Source organism: Gelatiniphilus marinus (assembly GCF_042684345.1).
GTDB classification, from domain to species: Bacteria; Bacteroidota; Bacteroidia; order Flavobacteriales; family Flavobacteriaceae; genus Gelatiniphilus; species Gelatiniphilus marinus.
In genome coordinates, this window is record NZ_JBHULK010000001.1 from 330,827 (window position 1) to 352,580 (window position 21,754).

General features: G+C 36.0%; 20 protein-coding genes. 8 read left to right on the plus strand and 12 right to left on the minus strand.

Translation table 11 applies throughout. The annotated features are described in order from the left end of the window. Positions 1–20: 20 nt before the first annotated feature. The 10 genes from ACFSQS_RS01470 to ACFSQS_RS01515 all read right to left on the minus strand — a co-directional run bounded on the left by ACFSQS_RS01470 (position 21) and on the right by ACFSQS_RS01515 (position 12,389). Entirely contained in the window at positions 21–758 is a 738-nt protein-coding gene (locus tag ACFSQS_RS01470) for a shikimate dehydrogenase family protein (protein WP_388012975.1), read from the minus strand. Next, entirely contained in the window at positions 755–1,771 is a 1,017-nt protein-coding gene (locus ACFSQS_RS01475) for a DUF368 domain-containing protein (RefSeq protein WP_388012978.1), read from the minus strand. The genes ACFSQS_RS01470 and ACFSQS_RS01475 overlap by 4 nt, the downstream gene beginning before the upstream one ends. Beyond that, complete coding sequence (locus ACFSQS_RS01480; protein WP_388012981.1) at positions 1,771–2,691, minus strand: DUF368 domain-containing protein; 921 nt, start codon at positions 2,689–2,691, stop codon at positions 1,771–1,773. Before ACFSQS_RS01480 ends, ACFSQS_RS01475 begins: the two co-directional genes overlap by 1 nt. A gap of 207 nt (positions 2,692–2,898) precedes the next feature. Further along, entirely contained in the window at positions 2,899–4,287 is a 1,389-nt protein-coding gene (locus ACFSQS_RS01485) for a tetratricopeptide repeat protein (RefSeq protein ID WP_388012984.1), read from the minus strand. Positions 4,288–4,438: 151 nt separating this feature from the next. Then, complete coding sequence (locus ACFSQS_RS01490; RefSeq protein WP_388012987.1) at positions 4,439–5,626, minus strand: aspartate aminotransferase family protein; 1,188 nt, start codon at positions 5,624–5,626, stop codon at positions 4,439–4,441. A gap of 23 nt (positions 5,627–5,649) precedes the next feature. After that, positions 5,650–7,446: an OstA-like protein gene (locus ACFSQS_RS01495; RefSeq protein ID WP_388012990.1), complete on the minus strand. Its 1,797-nt coding sequence runs from the start codon at positions 7,444–7,446 to the stop codon at positions 5,650–5,652. Between the two features lie 148 nt (positions 7,447–7,594). Then, a complete protein-coding gene (locus ACFSQS_RS01500) occupies positions 7,595–8,881 on the minus strand; it encodes an adenylosuccinate synthase (protein ID WP_388012993.1) in 1,287 nt (428 codons plus the stop codon). Positions 8,882–8,902: 21 nt separating this feature from the next. After that, positions 8,903–9,370, minus strand: a complete 468-nt coding sequence (locus ACFSQS_RS01505) for a Fur family transcriptional regulator (RefSeq protein WP_388012996.1) — start codon at positions 9,368–9,370, stop codon at positions 8,903–8,905. Between the two features lie 161 nt (positions 9,371–9,531). Next, positions 9,532–11,745, minus strand: a complete 2,214-nt coding sequence (locus tag ACFSQS_RS01510) for a RelA/SpoT family protein (RefSeq protein WP_388012999.1) — start codon at positions 11,743–11,745, stop codon at positions 9,532–9,534. A 71-nt stretch (positions 11,746–11,816) separates the two neighbouring features. Next, positions 11,817–12,389 (minus strand): non-canonical purine NTP diphosphatase, encoded by a 573-nt coding sequence (locus tag ACFSQS_RS01515; RefSeq protein WP_388013002.1) that lies wholly within the window; start codon positions 12,387–12,389, stop codon positions 11,817–11,819. 88 nt (positions 12,390–12,477) lie between these two features. On the opposite strand from ACFSQS_RS01515, the gene ACFSQS_RS01520 reads away from it, so the two are divergent. Continuing rightward, positions 12,478–14,121: an AMP-binding protein gene (locus tag ACFSQS_RS01520; RefSeq protein ID WP_388013005.1), complete on the plus strand. Its 1,644-nt coding sequence runs from the start codon at positions 12,478–12,480 to the stop codon at positions 14,119–14,121. Between the two features lie 91 nt (positions 14,122–14,212). Then, on the plus strand, positions 14,213–14,512 hold the full coding sequence (gene hpf / locus ACFSQS_RS01525; protein ID WP_388013008.1) for a ribosome hibernation-promoting factor, HPF/YfiA family: 300 nt from the start codon (positions 14,213–14,215) through the stop codon (positions 14,510–14,512). Between the two features lie 32 nt (positions 14,513–14,544). Here the strand turns inward: hpf and rlmH are convergent, their stop codons facing one another. After that, positions 14,545–15,018 carry a 23S rRNA (pseudouridine(1915)-N(3))-methyltransferase RlmH gene (gene rlmH / locus ACFSQS_RS01530; RefSeq protein ID WP_388013011.1) on the minus strand — a complete coding sequence of 158 codons (474 nt, stop codon included), beginning with the start codon at positions 15,016–15,018 and terminating at the stop codon, positions 14,545–14,547. 132 nt (positions 15,019–15,150) lie between these two features. On the opposite strand from rlmH, the gene nadC reads away from it, so the two are divergent. The 3 genes from nadC to priA all read left to right on the plus strand — a co-directional run bounded on the left by nadC (position 15,151) and on the right by priA (position 19,575). Further along, on the plus strand, positions 15,151–16,011 hold the full coding sequence (gene nadC / locus ACFSQS_RS01535) for a carboxylating nicotinate-nucleotide diphosphorylase (protein WP_388013014.1): 861 nt from the start codon (positions 15,151–15,153) through the stop codon (positions 16,009–16,011). 168 nt (positions 16,012–16,179) lie between these two features. Next, the gene (locus tag ACFSQS_RS01540) at positions 16,180–17,121 is read left to right on the plus strand and encodes a YihY/virulence factor BrkB family protein (RefSeq protein WP_388013017.1); all 942 of its coding nucleotides are present in this window, start codon (positions 16,180–16,182) and stop codon (positions 17,119–17,121) included. 3 nt (positions 17,122–17,124) lie between these two features. After that, positions 17,125–19,575 carry a replication restart helicase PriA gene (priA, locus tag ACFSQS_RS01545; protein WP_388013020.1) on the plus strand — a complete coding sequence of 817 codons (2,451 nt, stop codon included), beginning with the start codon at positions 17,125–17,127 and terminating at the stop codon, positions 19,573–19,575. Between the two features lie 134 nt (positions 19,576–19,709). Here the strand turns inward: priA and ACFSQS_RS01550 are convergent, their stop codons facing one another. Continuing rightward, positions 19,710–20,405, minus strand: a complete 696-nt coding sequence (locus tag ACFSQS_RS01550) for a LytR/AlgR family response regulator transcription factor (RefSeq protein WP_388013023.1) — start codon at positions 20,403–20,405, stop codon at positions 19,710–19,712. A gap of 213 nt (positions 20,406–20,618) precedes the next feature. Here ACFSQS_RS01550 and rpsF point away from each other — a divergent pair, with 213 nt between their 5' ends. Genes rpsF through rplI form a run of 3 tightly spaced genes read left to right on the plus strand, consistent with a single transcriptional unit; the run spans position 20,619 to position 21,713 of the window. Continuing rightward, the gene (gene rpsF, locus ACFSQS_RS01555) at positions 20,619–20,957 is read left to right on the plus strand and encodes a 30S ribosomal protein S6 (protein ID WP_388013026.1); all 339 of its coding nucleotides are present in this window, start codon (positions 20,619–20,621) and stop codon (positions 20,955–20,957) included. Then, positions 20,957–21,256, plus strand: coding sequence for a 30S ribosomal protein S18 (rpsR, locus tag ACFSQS_RS01560; protein ID WP_388015097.1), 300 nt, complete (start codon positions 20,957–20,959; stop codon positions 21,254–21,256). Before rpsF ends, rpsR begins: the two co-directional genes overlap by 1 nt. 13 nt (positions 21,257–21,269) lie before the next feature. After that, entirely contained in the window at positions 21,270–21,713 is a 444-nt protein-coding gene (rplI, locus tag ACFSQS_RS01565) for a 50S ribosomal protein L9 (RefSeq protein ID WP_388013029.1), read from the plus strand. Positions 21,714–21,754 lie beyond the last annotated feature (41 nt).

Genomic DNA, 21,754 nt, shown 5'->3' on the forward strand with positions numbered 1-21,754 from the left:
TGGTTTCGGTAGATTTTTTATTACAAATTCCATATAGACCAAGCCTTTTCTGCTTGAAATTTAAGCATGTTTAATCCGTTAATGGTTTTTGCACCGCTTGATTTACCTTTTTTAAGAAAGAGGGTTTCTTTGGGGTTGTATATTAAATCGAATAAAATATGGTTTTTTGTAATGCCTTTATACGGAATATCTGGGCAGTCGCTTAGGTTTGGAAATGTGCCCAATGGCGTACAGTTGATAATAATTTGATGCTCTTTTACAATGTCTTCAGAAAGTGTGCGATATGTAAAATCTATGCCTTTTGAAGCTTTTCTGGATACGTAGCTATAAGCAATATCGAGTTCTTTTAAACTATAAGCAATAGCTTTGCTGGCGCCGCCCGTACCTAAGATTAATGCTTTTTTATGCTGCGATTTTAATGCAGGTTTTAATGATTTTTTAAAGCCGTAGCAGTCTGTGTTATAGCCTACAAGCTTGCCTTTTTTTGTTATTTTTATGGTGTTTACCGCACCAATGGCACTGGCTTTTTTGTTTAGTTTATCAAGAAACGGGATAACCTGTTCTTTGTACGGAATGGTAACATTTAGCCCTTTTAAACCTTGGGTGTTTTTTATGATTGAAGGCAACAGATTTATAGAATCTATATCAAAATTTTCGTAAGTTGTATTATCTATTTTTTCATCTTCAAACTTTTTTTTAAAATATGTTTTTGAAAATGAGTAGGATATGTTTTTACCTAAAAGCCCTAATTTGTTCATTTTATTTTTCGTGTTTTTTTACCGTAAATTTCAAGTGCTAAAACAATACCAATACCCAAAATAATAAATAATGTAGCATAAAAGGTTTCTGTGTTTAGCTCTGGCACAAAGCGTTTGTAATTAGCAATTATTTTTTCTCCGGTTGAGTCTAATATAAAACTGCCGTTGTCGTTTATTTGGTAAATGGTTTTTTTCCAGGGCCAAACCACACCTAAAGACCCGACAATAAAACCAATAATAGCAGAAAGAGTGATGCTTTTGTAATGTTTTAAAATATAATTGAGCAAATGCGAAAACGTTACCAAACCAGTTACCGAACCCAAGGTAAAAACAGTGAGCACCTTTAGCATTCTAATGCGTTCTGGGTTTTCAAAAAAACTAAAATCGCCTCTAAAAATATCTGAAACCGTATCGAATAAAGCGTTAACCGAATCGACTAAAAGCAACACATAATTACCCAAAAGAATAAGAATAAACGAGCCAGAAAACCCCGGAAGCGTCATGCCCGAAACGCTAATTATTCCGCAGAAAAACACAAACCAAAGGTTATCGTTTTCTTTAGCAGGATTTAAAAAACTGATGCTTACACCTAGTGCAATTCCTATGAATAATGATAGATATGTTCTGTAATTCCAATCTTCAAAATCTTTGTAGATGTAATAAATTGAACCGATTATCATGCCAAAGAAAACACTCCAAACAAACAGTTCGTAATGTTTTATTAAATAATCCAATATTTTCGAAACACTAAAATAGCTTACTACCATCCCAAAAAAGAGCAGGCCCAAAAAACGTCCGTTAATATATTGATAAAAGCTTTTAAAGCGTCCGTTAACAAGTAGTTTGAAAGCTTTACTATTTACCTTTTGAAGCGAGTAGATAAACTCTTCATAAAAACCAGCTACAAAGGCTACAACACCACCAGAAACCCCGGGAACTTTGTTGGCAGCACCCATACCCAACCCTTTTAGGATAAGGAAAAGCTTGTCTGTAAAGGTTCGGGTGCTTTGCATTATAATTTTTTAGAGCCTAATTTTTCAAGAATAAAAATAGTTAAAAAACCGAGAAGCATTAAACCTAAGGCCATGTTAAATTGGTTGTCGCCATTAAACGAAAAAGGGGAGATGCTCTCTACTTGCAGAGGATTTTTTATGCCTTTTGAGTTGGTGTGCCATGTTAGGGTTCTTTTCCAAGGCCAAACTTTATTTAAAGATCCAAATATAAACCCAGTAAGTAACGCCAATGTGATATTGTGATAATGCTTAAACAGCCATTTTAAAACACGACTAAAACTTAATAAACCTATTATGGCACCAAATGTAAAAATGGCTATTTTTTTTATATCAAAATCGTGTAAAGCATCACTTAATGTTTTATAAGCACCAAGAATTATTAAAATAAAAGAGCCCGAGATACCGGGAAGTATCATGGCGCAAATAGCAATGGCACCTGCCAAAAATAAAAACCAAGGGTTATCGTTATTTGCCAAAGCAGGCAGCGTTGTAATATAAAAAGCAATGCAAGCACCAATAATTAAGGATATGATTACGGCAAGGTTCCATTTGGTAATTTGTTTGCCCACAAAATAGATACTGGCTACAATTAGGCCGAAAAAAAACGACCAAATGAGAATGGGGTGGTACTCTAATAAATATTTGGCAAGCCGCATAAACGATACAAAACTTACAATGATGCCTATTAATAGCGCAGTTAAAAAGTTGCCGTTGGCTTGTTGCCAAAACGCTTTTAAACCTTTGGTAAAAAGGGTTTTGAACAATGAAAGATTAACATTGCTTATAGTAGCAATTAATTCTTCGTAAATACCAGAGATAAAAGCTATGGTTCCGCCAGATACGCCAGGAACCGCATCGGCTGCGCCCATGGCAATGCCTTTTAAGGAAACCACTAAATAATCTTTAAAACGTCTTTGCATAAGTTGTTTTTTAAGCAGAGGCCAAAGGTATGCATTTTACTACCAATTTCTATCTGAAAAGGCCGTAATAACACATTCTTTTTTCTTTTTTGCTAAAAATATAAATAGGCTAAAGCAAGCGATAAGTCCTCTTTTTAGCTTTCTAATTAGAAAAAAAAAATGCGCTTTGTTTGTTTAAAATTACTGATGGTTAAAATTATCGTTGGATTAAAGATTTGTTTTAAGTAAGTTTTTTACAATAATTTTGTTAGAAACTTCAGGGAAAAGCTCTTCGATTATAAAGTTAAATGCTTGGTTGTGCCTTAGCCCGTTTTTTAAATAAAATGTTCCTTTGTTTATTTCGTTTATAGAAAAATAGAGTCCGGCTAATCGGTATTCTATTTCGGCATTATCTGGATAGAACTCTACAGCTTGTTCAAAATTATAAATTGCAGCTTCTAGCTCGCCTAATTTAATAAGTATATCACCACGCGACAACCACGTATTTAATTCGTAATTGCCCAATTCCAGGGTTTTTTTATAACCGCGTTCTGCTTCTTCAAATAAATTTAAGCGTTGGTTAATTAAAGCGTAAGCTTTCCAGTAGTGTACGTTTTCCGAGTCTATATTAATAGCCTTGTTTATGTAGTAAAGGGCTTTTTTGTAATCTTTTTTTCTGATGTGGAATTTTGTAATGGCAATCCATCCTTTATCGAGCAATGGGTCTTCGTGAACGGTTTTGTAATAGTATTGAACGGCTAAATCGTCTTGTTTTAACTTTTCGTAGCATTTGCCAATGCGCAACAGGGCAAAAGATGTGGGGTCATCCAATTGAAGCGACATATTATAGTTTTCAATGGCATCTTCAAAGCGCCTTAAATTTTCGAGCACCTTTCCGCGTTCTAAATAAGCACCAACAAAGGTATCGTCTGATATAATGGCAAAATCGAAAGCAGCCAGTGCTTTTTTGTGTTTTTTTAGAGCCACATATTGTTTTCCTAATTGGTGCCAAGCGACTTCGCAATAAGGGTTTTTGTCTAAGAATGTATTTAGGTAAGCTATGGCGTCTTCGTTTTGGTTAAGAAACTCGAAGCAATAAATTACGTTGTAAAGTGCCGAATAATCTTCTATATCCTGCTCTAGGCATTTTATAAAGCATGCCTTAGCTTCTTCAAATTGGTCTAAAAAAAGATGCTCCATTCCTATTAGTGCATACAGGTCTATTACATCATCTGTAAGTTTTAATGCTTGTTTTAAAACCTCTATAGCTTTTAAATGCTCGTCTTTTTTAGATAATATATTGGCTTTCTGAATGTAAATCTCTTCATTTAGGGGGTCTAAACTGTAAAGGTCGTTTAACAAAGCATCGGCTTCCAAGAGTTTGTCTTCAAAAACATAAACCTCTACTTTAAAGAGCTTTAAATTGATTGAAGTAGGGTGTTGGTCTAAACCCAGTTTAATCGCTTTTTTGGCCAAAGCCACTTTACCTTGGTTGAGGTAGTGGTGAATAATGTTTTCAAATTCTTCTGAATCGAAGAACAAAACATGGTTGGTTTTTAGCATCGATTCAAACTTTGTTAGCGGTAAATTGTTATTGTCGTTTTGACTAAACTCCATAGGCAGGTTGTAAGTTTCAACTTTAATAAAATTAAGGTTCTATTCTAATTTATAAAGCTTATGCATTAAATGTTTTTAACAAAGTAATCAACAGTTGTGCCGCAATTGCCGTTTTTTTGTTGTTTGGTGTTGGTTTTCAGTGGGTTGAAAATTATATTGGGGAGTGTAAAGTGTTTAAAATATCGATTATTAATGTACAACCTTTAATGATTTCCTTATTTGAAATAGTTAACGGCGGCGTAATTCTTACCGCTTTGGGCTCGAAAAGCAGCCAGAAAAGTATTAAGCCGGCATCTTGCGATTTAAGAATTAGTGCATTTGCCACAGCATTTGAAGGTGTAACGAGTGCTAGCATTAATCCTTTGCCGCGAATTTCTTTAATGAGCGGATGCACTAAAAGTTGACGGAAAAGCTGTTCTTTTTCCAAAGCTTGTTGCATTAGCGTGCTTTGCGTTACTTCCTGCAAAGTTGCCAAAGCCGAGGCTGCGATAACCGGATGCCCACCAAAGGTTGTAATATGGCCCAATTTAGGGTTGTTGCTTAATAAATCCATAAGCTTGCTTGAGGCCGTAAACGCACCAATGGGCATGCCACCTCCCAAGCCTTTGCCGGTAACTAAAATATCTGGGATGCAATTGTAATGCTGAAACCCGAAAAGCTTACCGGTTCTGCCAATTCCGGGTTGGATTTCGTCTAAAATGAGTAGGGCGCCAACCTCGTTACAACGGTGTCTTACTTTTTCCAAATAGTTGTTTTTGGGCTCGATAAAACCTGCGCCACCTTGAATGGTTTCTAAAATTATACAAGCGGTTTTTGTTGTTATGTGTTTCAAATCTTCATTATTATTGAAATCTATAAATTTAACATGTGGCAGTAATGGGCGGAATGCTTGTTTGCGTTCTTCAAACCCCATAACGCTCATCGAACCCATTGTATTACCGTGATACGCTTTATTTGCTGCAATAATTTCGCTTCGCCCTGTGGCGCGTTTTGCTAATTTTAATGCACCTTCAATAGCTTCGGTACCAGAATTGGTTAAATAGGTTTTTTCTAAAGAAGCAGGAAGGTGTTTTGCTAAAAGCTTCGTGAGTTCAACCGCTGGTTTTTGGATGTATTCGCCATAAACCATAACGTGCATATATTTTTCCAATTGCGATTTTATGGCGTTAACCACTTTTGGGTGATTGTGCCCTAGAGTACAAGCCGAAACACCTGCAACAAAATCGAGGTATGCTTTATTGTTGGTATCGTAAATGTAAGAGCCATTGGCATGCGAAATCTCCATGGCTAAGGGATGCGGTGAGGTTTGCGCTTGGTATGTAAAGAAATCTGATGTCATTTATTACTGTTCCTTTTGAAGCATTAATTAGGATTTGATGATTTCTTTTTTTCTGATGCTATTTGTTTGGGCGGGACAAGTTTAGTTTTGGAAGGTTTTGGTAAATTTCTTGATTCTTTGGGTTTTCCTATCGAGGTTGGTTTGGCTTCTTTATCTGCTTTTTCAACACGTTCAAGCATATCTTCATCAAAGAATTCTTCCTGGGGCACATAATCTTCCAATCCTTTTATAAGGGGTAAAACCAATGGCGGATCGTCTTTAAACAAATCTTCAACACTATTTGGGCGTTCATCTTCGCGCCAATCGAAGCCTTTTAAAAGTTTTTCGTTTTCTGGATATTTTGATTCTGGGTAAATATCGCCATCTATTTGATTGACTTTCCGCACTTCTTCAATGTCTCTGTTTTCTATTAAAATTTTAATGCTACCAGATTTCGATTTGTCGATGCCAACCAGTTCATTTTCATCATTTCTAAAATAATAAATAGATTGTGCATTTTTTAAAATATCGACTTGATACAACTCATTTTTATCATCAAACAAACCAATTAGGGTTTTCCCGTTTATTTGATTGTAGCCAGTGCCTAAGGTGTCTTTGCTTATAATGAATGCATTATTAAACACAATAAGCGAATCTAGTTTTTCGGTTTCTGGATTCGATTTTAAATGAATGGTATCCCCTGTCATTTGGTTTTCAATATTCCAAAGAATGGGTTTTCGTTTTACCGAAAAGGCATCATTGCTATCAAATTTCGAGATGTTTATAAGCTGCGTTAAGCCAGTTTCTTGGTTGGAGTGTATGGAGTCTGCCTTGGCACTCATATCGCTTTTATAAAGGCGCGCATTTCTAAAGGCCCTGGTAATTCTTTTTTCGGGTTTGCCCGTAACCATAAGCGTATCGGCGTGTATGTAAATCGAGTCTTTTTGCTGTACCGTAATCGCTAACGCACGTTTTGTAATAAACATGGAATCTTTTGCTTTAAAAACCTCGGCGTAATGGCCTTTTACCACACTTTTGTTTAAGGTGTCGATTACGGTAATATTGTTGGTTGCCGATGCAAAACTGGTGTTATTATCAAAGTACAGACTATCGCCTTTTATGGTTCTATTGTTGTAATCTATTTTGGCTTTTTTTACGGCGTATCCAATTTTATTTTCGGTATCGTAAAAACCTTTTTCGCAATAGGTTACACTTTCGGGCGTGGTTATGGTTGAAGGGCCAAATAAATAAGCATGTTTGGTTTCGTCATAAAAATCGAAATAATTAGATTTTACCACGGTACTATCGTTGGTTAAAATCACATCTTCAACAAATTGGTATTTTTTAGCGTCCATATAGTAACGTCCAATTTTACTGGTAATGGTTCCCGATGAATCGATTTGCACGTGGCCACCATTTCTGTAAAATGCTTGTTGTTTTACACGGTCGAAATACAGGGTGTCTGATGAGATTTTAGAATCTGGGTTTTCTAGAACCACATCGCCGCTGGCAAATGCTAATTGTGTTTTGCCGCTGTACTCAACATATTTAGAGGTCATATTAATAGTGTCGCCTTGTTTTACAATAACGCTTCCGTAGGCTTCTACAAAGTCTTCATTTTTAAAATGTATGGCTTGGTCGCACCACATGTTTATGCCACCGTGAATAATGTGTACTTGCTGTTGATCGTTACGGGTAAGAATGGTTGCACCGGGGTATTTCTCTTCATTTATATCGAAAAAACCTGCGTATTCTATTTTTATTTTTTTTTGAGCTTGACAAAATTTAGAGTTGCCAAAGCCAATAAAAAGTAGGATATAAAAGAAATGTGATAGTTTCAAAGTAATATTTGTTTGTAGCAAAAATAACGATAATAATGAGGTTTAATTATCTGTTGTGTTTTTTTTATGATTTATGGTGAAATGAAGAACGCTTCAATACTTTATTTCTAAAAGGATTGAAGCGTTTTAAAAAAAAATCTTATGTTTTTTAAGAAACCAACTGCTTCCTAAAAATAGTCTGTTTTCTATCAGGGCCAACAGATACTATGGTAATAGGGATTTCCAGTTCTTTTTCTAAAAATTCTATGTATTCGTTTAACGCTTTTGGTAATTGTGAAGCTTCAGACATTTCGGTTAAATCTTCAGCCCAACCATTAAATTCTGTGTAAACGGGTTGTACGTTTTCTGGGTCGATATTATACGGAAAATGATGAATAATATCACCTTTGTATTTATAAGCGGTACACACTTTCAGGGTTTTAAAACCGGAAAGTACATCGCCTTTCATCATCATAAGTTGGGTGACCCCGTTTACTTGACAGGCGTATTTTAAGGCAATTAAATCGAGCCAACCGCAACGTCTTGCACGTCCAGTAGTGGCTCCAAATTCGTTGCCTACTTTGGCCATGGTTTCCCCGTCTTTATCAAACAATTCGGTTGGGAACGGGCCAGAACCCACACGGGTTGTATAGGCTTTAAAAATCCCGAAAACCTCACCGATTTGATTTGGAGATACGCCCAAACCGGTACATGCTCCAGCAGCCGTAGTATTGCTTGAGGTTACAAACGGGTAGGTGCCAAAATCAATATCTAATAACGAGCCTTGAGCACCTTCGGCTAAAATGGTTTGTCCAGATTTTTGTGCTTGATATATATATTCTTCAGAATCCATGAGTTTTAAAGATTTTAAAACCTCGATAGCTTCAAAAAATTCTTTTTCAAGTTCGTCTAAATCGTATTGAACATCGGCATCATAAAAAGCAATCATCGATTCGTGCTTATTGGCCAAAGCTCGGTAGCGTTTTTTCCAATCGCTTAATTCTAGATCGCCCACACGAATACCGTTTCGTCCTGTTTTATCCATATAAGTTGGACCAATACCTTTTAAGGTTGAGCCAATTTTGGCTTTTCCTTTTGAGGCTTCGCTTGCAGCATCTAATAAGCGGTGTGTTGGTAAGATAATATGTGCTTTGCGGGAAATAAGAAGCGATTTTCTATAATCGATATCTTGTTCTTCTAACTTGTCCAGCTCTTTTTTAAAGATAACCGGATCTATAACCACGCCGTTGCCTACCAAATTTGTGGCTTCGTCGTGAAAAATCCCAGACGGAATGGTGTGCAGCACGTGTTTTTTTCCGTTAAAAACCAAAGTGTGTCCAGCGTTTGGGCCACCTTGAAAACGTGCTATAATATTGTAGTTGGTTGTAAGTACGTCAACAATTTTTCCTTTGCCTTCGTCTCCCCATTGTAACCCTAGTAGTAAATCTACTGCCATTTTTAATATGTTATTTGTTGTTTATTTATCCTGATTTGATTCAGGTTTTTTTCTGTTTCCGTAAAAATAAAGAGAATGATTGTTTATTTCGATATCAAATACTTCTTCGATGGTTTTTTTTATGGATTGAATACGCGGGTCGCAAAACTCGATTACTTCACCCGTATCGGTTAAGATTACATGGTCGTGCTGTCTGTCGAAATACGATTTTTCGTAATGTGCATGGCTTTGCCCAAACTGGTGCTTTCTTACCAAGCCACATTCCAAGAGCAGTTCTATGGTGTTGTAAAGTGTGGCGCGCGATACGCGATAGTTTTTATTTTTCATGTTTAGGTACAAAGACTCTATATCGAAATGGTCGTTACAAATATAAATTTCTTTAAGTATGGCGTAACGTTCGGGGGTTTTTCGGTGGCCCTTGTTTTCTAAAAAGCTGGTAAATACGCTTTTAACTATTTCCTGATTTTTGGTGTCTGCTTTTGTTTCCATAACGTAGATGGCAAATTTACACTTTTTTTAATGATTGTTTAGAAATAGTGGGTGGATTTTTTTTACAATAATTTAACTGCTGTTTGCTTTGGAATTATAAATGGTAAAACACAAAAAATAAGGAAGTTGCTTAAAACGGTTGGTGGTTTTGTTTAAGAGGCTTAAACCCTGATAACCTTGTCTATACCATTAATTTTTTTAAGCTTATCTATTAGTCTTTTTATAATGGTATTGTTTTTTACAACAACGTTTATTTTACCCGAAAACAGGCCGTCGTTACTTTCAAAACTTATGCTTTTCATGTTAACGTGCATGTTCTCGGAGATGATGTTCGTTATTTCGTTAACCAATCCAATGTGGTCTATTCCAGAAAGTGTAATTTTTGCCATAAATTCTTGTTGCGATGCGTCTATCCATTTTGCAGGCATGATTCTGTAGGCATAGTTAGATTGTAGGCTTACCGCATTGGGGCAATTGTTTTTGTGTACTTTAATGCCTTCGGAAACGGTTAAAAAGCCAAATACATTATCGCCCGGGATAGGGTTGCAGCAATTAGATAGTTTATAGTCCAGTTTTTCTTCTTCTTTTCCAAATACAAGCGAATCGTATTTGGCGGTAACTTCGTCTTTTTCTAAATCTTCTTTTTTTATGGGCTGCTTCCGCGAGATTTTATTCTTTATAAAACTCATTAAAGCATTGCTTCTTGACGCTGCGTAACTTTTTAGCATGGCATTGTCTATAGTGCCAATGCCTACCCTGTAAAATAAATCGAGACTTGTTTTTAGCTTAAAATAGTTTACTAGCTCGTTAACAGAGGCTTCGTTTAGGGTAACTTTAAGCTGTTTTAATTTGCGCCTTAAAATTTCTTTGCCTTCTTCTCCAATGCGTTTTCTGTCTTCTTTTAGAGCCGATTTAATTTTGCTTCTGGCTCTAGCGGTTGTTGCATAATCTAGCCAGTTGGCATTGGGTTTGGCAGACTCAGAGGTTAATATATGTACTTGGTCGCCACTTTGCAGCTCGTGGCTTAAAGGTACTAATTTCCCGTTTACTTTGGCACCACGGGTTTTCATGCCAACTTCTGTATGTATGTTAAAAGCAAAATCTAGAGAAGTGGCGCCTTTGGGCAAGGATTTTAATTCTCCGGTTGGTGTAAATACAAATATTTCTTTGGAATAAAGGTTTAGTTTAAATTGCTCAACAAAATCTACGGCATTGGTGTCGGGGTTTTCCAATGCTTCTTGTAGTTTGTTTATCCAGGCTTCTAGACTGTCTTCTTTTTCGTCGTTTTGTTTGTATTTATAGTGTGCCGCATAACCTTTTTCGGCAATTTCGTTCATGCGTTCACTGCGAATCTGTACTTCTACCCAGCGTCCTTTGGGTCCCATTACTGTAATGTGCAGTGCTTCGTAACCTGTTGTTTTGGGCGAAGAAATCCAATCGCGCAGGCGAATGGGGTTGGGTCTAAAGTGGTCGGTTACTATCGAGTAGATTTTCCACGCCAGAAACTTTTCGTTGGCCTCATCGCTTTTGTAAATTATCCTTACGGCAAACTTATCGTAAACCTCATCGAACGATACGCCTTGGTTTTGCATCTTCCTGCGAATTGAGAAAATGGATTTTGGCCGTCCTTTAATGGTGTAATCGCTTAATTCTTTATCCAACGAGTTTTTTAAAACCGCGCTAAATTCTGCTATGTACTTGTCTTGGTCTTCTTTACTTTCTTTTATTTTGTTTAGAATATCGAGGTAAACCTCGGGTTCAATATATTTTAGGCCTAAATCTTCAAGTTCGCTTTTAATGTTGTACAAGCCAATTCTATGGGCCAAAGGGGCGTAAATGTATAAGGTTTCCGAGGCTATTTTAACCCGCTTATCGTCGCGCATGGCATCCATGGTTTGCATGTTGTGAAGCCTGTCGGCGATTTTTATAATAATAACCCGTACGTCGTCGTTAAGTGTTAGCAGCATTTTACGGAAATTCTCTGCTTGAAGCGATACATCCAAATCTTTTTTTAGCGACGAAATTTTAGTGAGGCCGTTTACAATTTTGGCAACGGTTTCGCCAAACATGCCCTCTATGTCGGTTATAGAATAATCTTCGCTATCTTCGACCACGTCGTGCAGTAAGGCCGCTGCTATTGATGTGGCATCCAAACCAATTTCTTGGGCTACAATTTTGGCTACGGCCAGCGGGTGGAAAATATAGGCTTCTCCAGATTTGCGACGCTGGTCTTTGTGGGCATCGATAGCAACATCAAAAGCGCTGCGTATTAGTTTTTTGTCTTCGTTGGATAGTGTACGGTAACTTACTTTTAGCAGCTCTTTGTAGGCTTTGGCAATGGCTATGTTTTCTTTTTCTATGGCTTCCTCTGTCATAACTTAAAAATAGCATAAAGAAAATTAACAAACAACAAGATTTTAAATTTTTATAGCAGAACTTTTAACTTTTACGAATTTAAATAATTTACTAGTAATTTTATGGCTTTTCCACGATGCCCGATGCGGTTCTTTAGGTTTAGGTCCATTTGGGCAAATGTTTCACTATAGCCGTTGGGTTTAAAAACGGGGTCGTAGCCAAATCCTTTTTCGCCCTGTTTGGTATGTGTTATTTCGCCTTTGCAAATACCGGTAAACGTGTGCTGTTTGTTATTTAGCTGTAAAGAGATAACGGTTTTAAATTGGGCGCTTCGGTTTTTTGTCTGGTTTAGCTCGTTTAGTAATTTGTTGGTATTGTCGTTGGCATTTCGTTGCTCGCCAGCGTATCGGGCCGAATATACTCCGGGAGCACCATTTAGGGCATCTACCTCTAAGCCCGTATCGTCTGCAAAACAATTGTAACCATAATGTTGTTTTATGTAAGTGGCTTTTTGTTTGGCATTGCCTTCAATGGTGTTTTGGTTTTCGGGCACTTCCTCAAAACAGCCAATATCCTTTAAGCTTAAAAGTTTAATGTGCGCCGGTATTAAAGCTTGAACTTCTTTTAATTTATTTAAGTTGTTTGTTGCGAAAACGAGTTGCATAAATGTTGGTGTAAATAATTAATAATCAAAAGTAAACTAATTTAGGTTTATAGCTTTTTCATATCTTTAAAATCTAACCAAAATTTATATGACAATATTCAAATCGCCCCTCGAAGCCTTTTTGCATTGGGCAAACAAAACACCAAATCGTATTTTTTTAAAGCAGCCCGTTAACGGAAAGGTTTTAACCTATACTTTTAAGGAAGCTAAAGACGAGGTTTGCAAAATCGCTTCCAAACTAAAATCGTATAATTTGCCAGAGCGTAGCCCTATTGCTTTGCTCTCAAAAAACTGTGCCCATTGGTTGTTGTCTGATTTGGCAATTATGATGGCAGACTGTGTTTCCATTCCTATTTACCCTACTTTAAACGCGACATCTATCCGTCAGATTTTAGAGCATAGCGAATCTAAAGCTATCATAATAGGGAAGTTGGACGATTACGAGTCACAAAAATCTGGGATTCCCAATATTCACAAAATAAGTATATCGCTTTTTGGTGAGGGTGAAGGCGATTTATGGGAAGATATAGTAAAAACCCAAAACCCTTTGGCAAGCCTGCCAACCATTAATGCCAACCAATTGCATACCATTATATACACATCTGGCACAACGGGCATGCCAAAAGGCGTTATGCATACTGTTGGTAATATAATGGAAAGCATGCAGGTAATTAAATCTGTTATTAAGTTGCCTGAGACACCACGTTTGTTTTCGTATTTGCCATTGGCCCACGTTGCCGAACGGGTAGGTATTGGTGCCCACGGTATTGTTATTGGCGCAGAATTCTCTTTTCCGGAATCCTTGGAAACCTTTGCTTCAGATTTAGAGGCTTGCCAGCCGCATTTGTTTTTTGCAGTACCCCGAATTTGGGCCAAGTTTCAAGAAAAAATCTTGGAGAACCTTCCGCAGAAAAAATTAACCATCTTATTAAACATCCCTTTTGTAAACCTTTTGGTTAAAAACAAACTAAAGAAAAAATTAGGCCTTAAAGCGGCAACGTTTATTGTTTCTGGAGCAGCTCCATTATCGGCGAGCTTAATACATTGGTTTAAAAAAATAGACATAGAGATTTTTCAGGTTTACGGCATGACCGAAGACTGTATTATTTCGCATGCCACAAGACCGGGAGTTAATAAAATAGGAACTGTTGGAAAGGCTCTGGAAACCGTTAAAGTGAAGTTTTCATCGCAAGGCGAGATTTTAATAAAAAACAATTGTTTAATGACAGGCTATTACAAAGCACCAGAGCTAACGGCCAGCGTTTTCGACGATGCAGGCTATTTTAAAACCGGCGACAAGGGCGAGTACGACCACGATGGGTATTTAACCATTACGGGTCGTGCAAAAGATGAGTTTAAAACCGATAAAGGCAAGTATATTTCGCCTTCGCATATTGAATTGTTGTTATCTAAAAACCCAGCTATCGAGCAAATATGCGTAGTTGGTACCGGTATTCCGCAGCCTATTGCTTTGGTTACCTTATCAGATCTTGGTAGGGCAAAATCCAAGCACATTCTATCTAATTTATTGATTGAAACCTTAAGAACCGCAAACCCCAGTTTAGAAAAACACGAAAAAATTGAAAAAGTAATTGTTATGAAAGAAGATTGGACAGTTGATAACAATTTAATTACACCATCATTTAAGGTAAAACGCAATAGTATAGAAAAAATCCACCAACCCTTTTATGCATCTTGGTTTGAAATGAGCGAAAAAGTGATTTTTGAATGATACCGCATTTTTTATCATTTTATTATGATAAATATCACATTTATAAACTAAAATCTTTTTTAAATTTGAATGAACATTAAAACCAATGACTATGACAGTTAACTTTCAGTATGTAGATGTAGATGTAAGTGAAACCCTATCGGCTTTCACAGAAGAAAAACTACAAAAATTATTTAATAGATACGATTTTTTAATAAGTGCCAAAGTGTATTTTAAACAAGATGACAAAGCGCACGATTTAGGTAAAATCTGTAATATCGAGCTAAGTTTGCCCGGGCCACGTATTTTTGCCACTTCAAATGAGCATAATTTCGAGGTTTCTGTAAGAGAAACCATAAGCGATTTAGAGCGCCAACTTAAAAAGCGCAAAGAAGTTTATAAAACGCATTAATAAATTCGGAATTCTAAATTTTGAATTCACAATTACCTATGATGATAAGGCTCGTTTCTTAAAATAGTAAAGCCCCTGTAGAGTTGCTCAATAAAAAACAAGCGAATCATTTGATGGGAAAATGTCATTTTAGATAACGATATTTTCCCATTCGCTTTTTTGTAAACAGCTTCAGAAAAACCGTAAGGTCCTCCAATAACAAAAACAAGCTGTTTGATGCCAGAATTCATGTGCTTCTGCAAATAATTCGAAAAATCAACAGAATCGAATGCTTTGCCCTTTTCATCTAAAACAATTAAAACATCTGTGGCTTTTAGTTTTGCTAAAATAAGTTCGCCTTCTTTCTGTTTTTGTTGGGCTTCACTAAGGTTTTTAGAGTTTTTAATATCTGGGATAAGCTCTAAGTTAAATTTAATGTAAAACCCAAGTCGTTTGCTGTAATCGTTAATTAACGCTTGCAGTGCTGCATTGTCGGTTTTGCCTATAGCAAGTAGTTTTATGGTCATGCAACAAAATTACATGTTTTGCTTTAAAATTCTATACCTTGGGCATTAATACCGGTTTTTTAAAAATTTGGAATTTGTTTTTTTAAATTTTTACTTTTCATTTTATTATTTTAGCAGAAACAATTTTAAAACATGATTACACAAGAGCAATTTGATACCGAATTAAAATACATAATTTCTAATGCCATAAGAGAAGATGTTGGCGACGGAGACCACAGTTCTCTAGCTTGCATTCCACCCAATGCCAAAGGAAAAGCAAAACTCTTGGTAAAAGACAAGGGTGTTATTGGAGGTGTTAATTTCGCAAAAAAAGTATTTGCGTACGTTGATAAAAATTTAAAACTGGATGTGCGTATTGAAGATGGCACACCGGTTACCTTTGGCGATATTGTAATGTATGTTGAAGGCTCATCGCAATCTATTTTAAAAGCCGAACGCACCGTTTTAAACGCCATGCAACGCATGAGTGCTATTGCCACCAAAACCAGAACATTTGTAGATTTGTTAGAAGGTACCAACACCAAGATTCTAGATACCCGAAAAACCACCCCCGGGATTCGCGTACTGGAAAAATGGGCTGTGAAATTAGGTGGTGGCGAAAACCACAGGTTTGCTTTGTACGATATGATTATGCTAAAAGACAACCACATAGACTTTGCCGGAGGAATTACAAAAGCTATTGAAATGACCAAAGATTACCTTAACGAAACCGGCAAGGATCTGGAAATTATGGTTGAAGCAAGAAACCTTTTTGAAGTTAAGGAAATATTGGAAAACGATGGTATTTACAGAATTCTGCTCGATAATTTTGATTACGAAGACACCAGGAAAGCCGTAAAAATGATAGGCAACACCTGCTTAACCGAATCTTCTGGAAACATTAACGAAGCTACCGTTAGGCATTATGCCGAATGTGGTGTAAACTACATATCCTGTGGCGCTTTAACGCACGCTGTACACAATATGGATTTAAGTTTAAAGGCTATTAAATAGAGGGTTTAGCGGTTGTAAAACAGGCCGTAAATATACAGTTTAGGCAAGTTTTTTAGTATTGGTAACCTGCTGGTAATCAAAACCGGTTTTAACAAGCACAGACTTTAATAGATTAAAACCGCACCAAGACCGCCTATTAACCCTTAACAAAGATTAAACAACAATACGGTGAGCAAATCCATTGAAGACAAACTAGATAAAATCCCTGTAATTAATATAATAGTTCGTTTTTTTAAGAAAATTAAATTACCAGGGTTTGAAGGGCTTTCTGTTTACAATCTTTTGGAAATGTATGTTATTGGCATTGTTGAAGGCGCATTAACAACTAGAGCAAGTGCCATTGCCTTTAGTTTTTTTACAGCAATTTTTCCGTTTTTATTATTTATAATAATTGTAATCCCTGTTTTGCCATTCGAAAACTTTCAGACAGAATTTTTAATATTTTTAGATTCATTTTTGCCCCCTCAAACTTCAGAATTTTTTAACGATAACATTTTTAATAATATTAGCACAAGCAGCCAAGGGAGTTTGTTATCTTCAATTTTTATTTTATCAATTGTATTAATGACAAATGGTGTTAATGCCGTATTTTCAGGGTTCGAGCATTCTTATCACAAACAATTAACGCGTAACGTATTTAAGCAATGGTTATACGCATTGGGAGTTGCTATTATTTTAGCTTTATTACTTATAATTACCGTTGGCGTTTTTGGCTATTTTCAAATTTATGTAATAACGCCTTTGTACGAAGGTATTAGTGGAGAGCTTATCGACGAATCCGATTCTGGAATTGCATGGATATTATTCTCAAAATATGCCTTTTTTGTAATTATGGTATATATTGCAACGGCAACTTTGTATTATTTTGGAACCAAAGAAGGAAAACAGTCTAAGTTTTTCTCTGTTGGTGCATTATTTACTACCATACTTATTATTGTATCGTCTTATCTTTTCGGACTTTATATTGATAATTTTGGGCAATACAATAAGCTTTACGGATCTATTGGCGCACTGCTAATCCTGCTGTTTTATTTGTGGCTAAATGCAAATATTTTATTGCTTGGTTACGAATTAAACGCATCTTTGAACAAACTTCGAAAACAATGTTAGCATATGCCGTATTTTATCGATGTAATTATTCCCATTCCCTTACAAAAGCTATTTACATATAGCATTACCACCTCTGAATCTCGTTTTTTAAAAGCAGGCATGCGTGTTGCCGTACCTTTCGGGAAATCGAAAATATATACGGGTATTGTTGCTAAAATTCATAACCAAGCACCAACGGCTTACCAGGCAAAAGACATTCATCAAATTTTAGATGACACACCAATTGTAAACCAAAAACAATTGCAACTTTGGCAATGGATTTCTAATTATTACATGTGTACAATGGGCGATGTTATGCGCGCCGCATTACCAAGTGCTTTTATTTTAGAAAGCGAAACCGTAATTACTAAAAACAAAAAAACGGTTGATGAGTCTGATTTAAAAGACGATGAGTTTTTGGTTTACGAAGCCTTGCACCACCAATCTTCGTTAAAAATCCATGACATTTCAAATATTTTAGATAAGAAGAATGTATTGCCAGTAATTAAGAGGTTAATTGAAAAAGAAGCGATAACTGTTGAAGAAGAAGTTTACGAAAAGTATAAACCTAAATTGGTGCGTTATGTAAAATTGCATGCAAACTTTTCTTCTGAAAACGCATTGCAAAAATTATTAGAAGATTTAAATCGAGCACCAAAACAGCGCGATGTTGTAATGACACTGTTTTCTGTTTCAGCAAAAACAAAAAAACCTGTAAAAGTTTCAGATTTGTCAAATGAAAGTGATGCTTCTGTATCAATAATTAAAGCTTTGATTAACAAAGGTATTCTAGAAGAATATCATATTCAAACCGATCGTGTGCAGTATTCTGGTGATGACAACGAAGCTACAAAAAACCTTAACAACCATCAAAAATCGGCTTTAAGCGAAATAAAAAAATCTTTTGAAAACCATTCAGTTACATTATTACACGGTGTAACATCTTCTGGAAAAACCGAAGTATATGTAAAACTGATTGAAGACGCAATAAACACCGGAAAACAAGTCTTGTATTTGTTGCCCGAAATTGCCTTAACCACACAATTGGTAACGCGATTGCAAAATTATTTTGGCGAGCAAGTCGCTGTTTTTCATTCAAAATACTCATCGCACGAACGTGTTGAGGTTTGGAATAACGTGTTGCAAAATTCCGCGAAAGCGCAAATCGTTTTAGGCGCGCGCTCATCTGTTTTTTTACCCTTTGATAATTTAGGATTAATAGTGGTTGACGAAGAGCACGAACAATCATTCAAACAATTCGACCCCGCACCGCGTTACCATGCGCGCGATACTGCTGTTGTTTTAGGAAATATGCATAATGCTAAAGTGCTTTTGGGTTCGGCCACACCGAGTTTGGAAAGTTATTTTAATGCGAAACAAAATAAGTATGGTTTTGTGGAATTAATGCATAGATTTAATGATGTATTGATGCCCGATATTGAGTTGGTCGATATAAAGGAAAAGCTGAAAAAGAAACGGATGAAAGGGCATTTTAGCGACAGATTGCTTGAGGAAATGACCGAAACCTTAAAAGCGGGGCACCAAATAATATTGTTTCAAAACCGACGCGGGTTTTCGCCTATTATAGAATGTAAAACCTGCGGGCATTCGCCACAATGCCCCAATTGCGATGTAAGTTTAACGTATCATCAATACCGTAACCAATTGCGTTGTCATTATTGTGGGTACAATTCGGCAATGTTGCAGGATTGTATGGCATGCGGAAGTCAAGATTTAGATAATAAAGGTTTTGGTACCGAGCAAATAGAAGAAGAAGTAAAACTGCTATTTCCAGATTATAAAGTGGCACGAATGGATTTAGACACGACGCGCGGAAAATACGGCTACGAAAAAATAATTACCGCTTTAGAGCAGCAAGAGATTGATATTTTGGTGGGCACACAAATGCTAACCAAAGGCTTGGATTTTAGAAACGTGAAGTTGGTAGGGATTATGAATGCCGATAATATGTTAAATTTTCCTGATTTTAGAGCGCACGAACGCAGTTTTCAACTTATGTTACAGGTTTCGGGTAGGGCAGGACGAACGGAAGAAAGGGGTAAAGTGTTAATTCAAACGTACAATCCATATCACAATATATTGCAACAAGTATCTACCAGTAATTATATTGAGATGTTTAACGAGCAAATGAACGATAGGTATAATTATAAATACCCGCCCATTTACAAACAAATAAAAATAACCTTAAAACACAAAGATTACAAGCGGGTAGATGATGCCTCGATTTGGTTTGCTAAATCGTTACGGCAAGTGTTTACGGTTAATGTTTTGGGGCCTGAGTCGCCACCCATAGGCAGAATTAGAAACCAGTTCTATAAAAATATCTTGGTAAAGATACCTAAGCAACAACACTTGGGCAAAACAAAAGAAGCTATTATTAAAATTAATAACAGCTTCTTCAGTATAAAGGGTTTTCGGTCGGTTAAAGTTATTTTAAATGTCGATAATTATTAGTGAAACTTAATTTTCAGTACTATTTAAAATTTTTAGTTTAACAATATCCCTGTAGGGTTTTCAATATGTTTTGAGATAAACATAACTACTAACAAAAAATAAGTACAAGCAAGCTCAGTTTTACTAAAAAAACTTTAAATATTGTTTAAAGCATCAACCAGTTGTGTTTTTTTGTTTCTGCTTAAAGGAATCTCGTAAGCGCCAACTTCAACGTTTTTACTGTTAAATCTGTCAATTTTATCAAGATTTACAATATAAGATTTGTGGATTCTTAAAAATTTTCCTTCGGGCAGTTCTGCTTCAAACGCTTTCATAGTCGATAGCACGACCAAACTTGTTTCTTCGGTAACCAGTTTTACGTAATCGCCAAGAGCTTCAATCCATTTAATGTCCTTTATATAAACCTTTCGTTTTTTAAGGTTGCTTTTTACAAAAATGTGCTCACCTTCGTCTTCGTTAAAGTCTAGGGTTAATTTATGTTGCTCCAGGGCTTTTTCAACAGAGGTGTTAAAGCGTTCTCTGGTAATGGGTTTATGCAAGTAATCGGTGGCATCATAATTAAATGCTTTAAAAGCATATTCGGTTTTACCGGTTACAAAAATAATTTGCGGTTTATTGTTTAATACGTCTAAAAGTTCAAATCCATTTAGTACCGGCATTTCAATGTCCAGAAAAATCAAATCGACTTGATGCGTATTTAAACCATTTTTAGTTTCTAAAGCACTACTGTACTCTGCAATTAAGTTTAGCGAAGGGTGGTTTTCGACCAACTTAACAATAGAGAGGCGTTGTATTGCTGAATCATCTACTACTACACAGTTTAAAGTCATAACATTTTGTATTATTTCGGTTAAGATATCGACAATAGTACGAAAAATTCGGTTAAAAACCAAAAAACACCGTTAAAACGTTTGAATTAACATAATTTTAACATTTTTAAAACTGGCTGTTTTTTTATTAAAAATTTAGGAAGGATTATAGTTGTGTAATATAATGTATTTATTTATTTTTGCACCCAATTTTTAACAATAAAAACGATTTTTATGAATCATTATGAAACTGTTTTCATCTTAAATCCCGTTTTATCTGAAGATCAGATAAAGGAAACAGTAAAGAAATACGAAGATTTTCTTGTTTCTAACGGCGCTAAGATGATAGCTAAAGAAGATTGGGGGCTAAAAAAACTAGCTTACCCAATCCAAAAAAAGAAAAGTGGGTTTTACCACTTGTTTGAGTACACCGCACCCGGTGAACTAATTACGCCATTAGAACTAGAGTTTAGACGTGATGAGCGCTTTATGCGATATTTAACCGTAGCGTTGGATAAGCATGCTATTTCTTGGGCAGAAAGAAGACGAGAGAAACTTAAACAAAAAGCTTAATTATGTCAACAATAGAACAACAATCTAAAGGAAAAAAAGATGGCGAGATCAGGTATTTAACGCCACTTAACATAGACACAAACAAGGCCAAGAAATATTGTATGTTTCAAAAAACCGGAATCAAGTATGTTGATTACAAAGATCCGGATTTTTTAATGCGATTTATAAACGAGCAAGGTAAAATATTACCACGCCGTTTAACAGGGACCTCTTTAAAGTACCAAAGAAAAGTAGCCGTAGCCGTAAAAAGAGCGCGCCACTTAGCTTTAATGCCTTATGTAGGAGATTTATTAAAATAAAATACACATAACAATGGAACTTATATTAAAACAAGACGTTGAGAATTTAGGATTTAAAGACGATATTGTAACAGTTAAGAACGGTTATGGTAGAAATTTTTTAATCCCACAAAAACTAGCTGTTTTAGCTACTGTTTCTGCTAAAAAAGTATTGGCAGAAAACCTAAAGCAACGCGCATTTAAAGAAAAGAAAATAGTTGATGATGCCAATAAAATTGCCGAAGCGATTAAAGCGTTAGATGTTAAAATACCAGCTAAAGTTGGTACAGGCGACAAATTATTTGGATCTGTTAACAACATCGATGTTGCTGCCGCTTTAGAAAAAGAAGGACAATCTATCGATAAAAAATTCATAACGCTTACAACTGTAAAACGTTTAGGTAAATATACCGCAGTGGTACGTTTGCACAGAGAAGTATCTGTAGATTTAGAGTTTGAGGTTATTGCCCAAGCCTAAATTTTAAATTATAATGCACAAAGCCTCAACCTAGTTGGGGC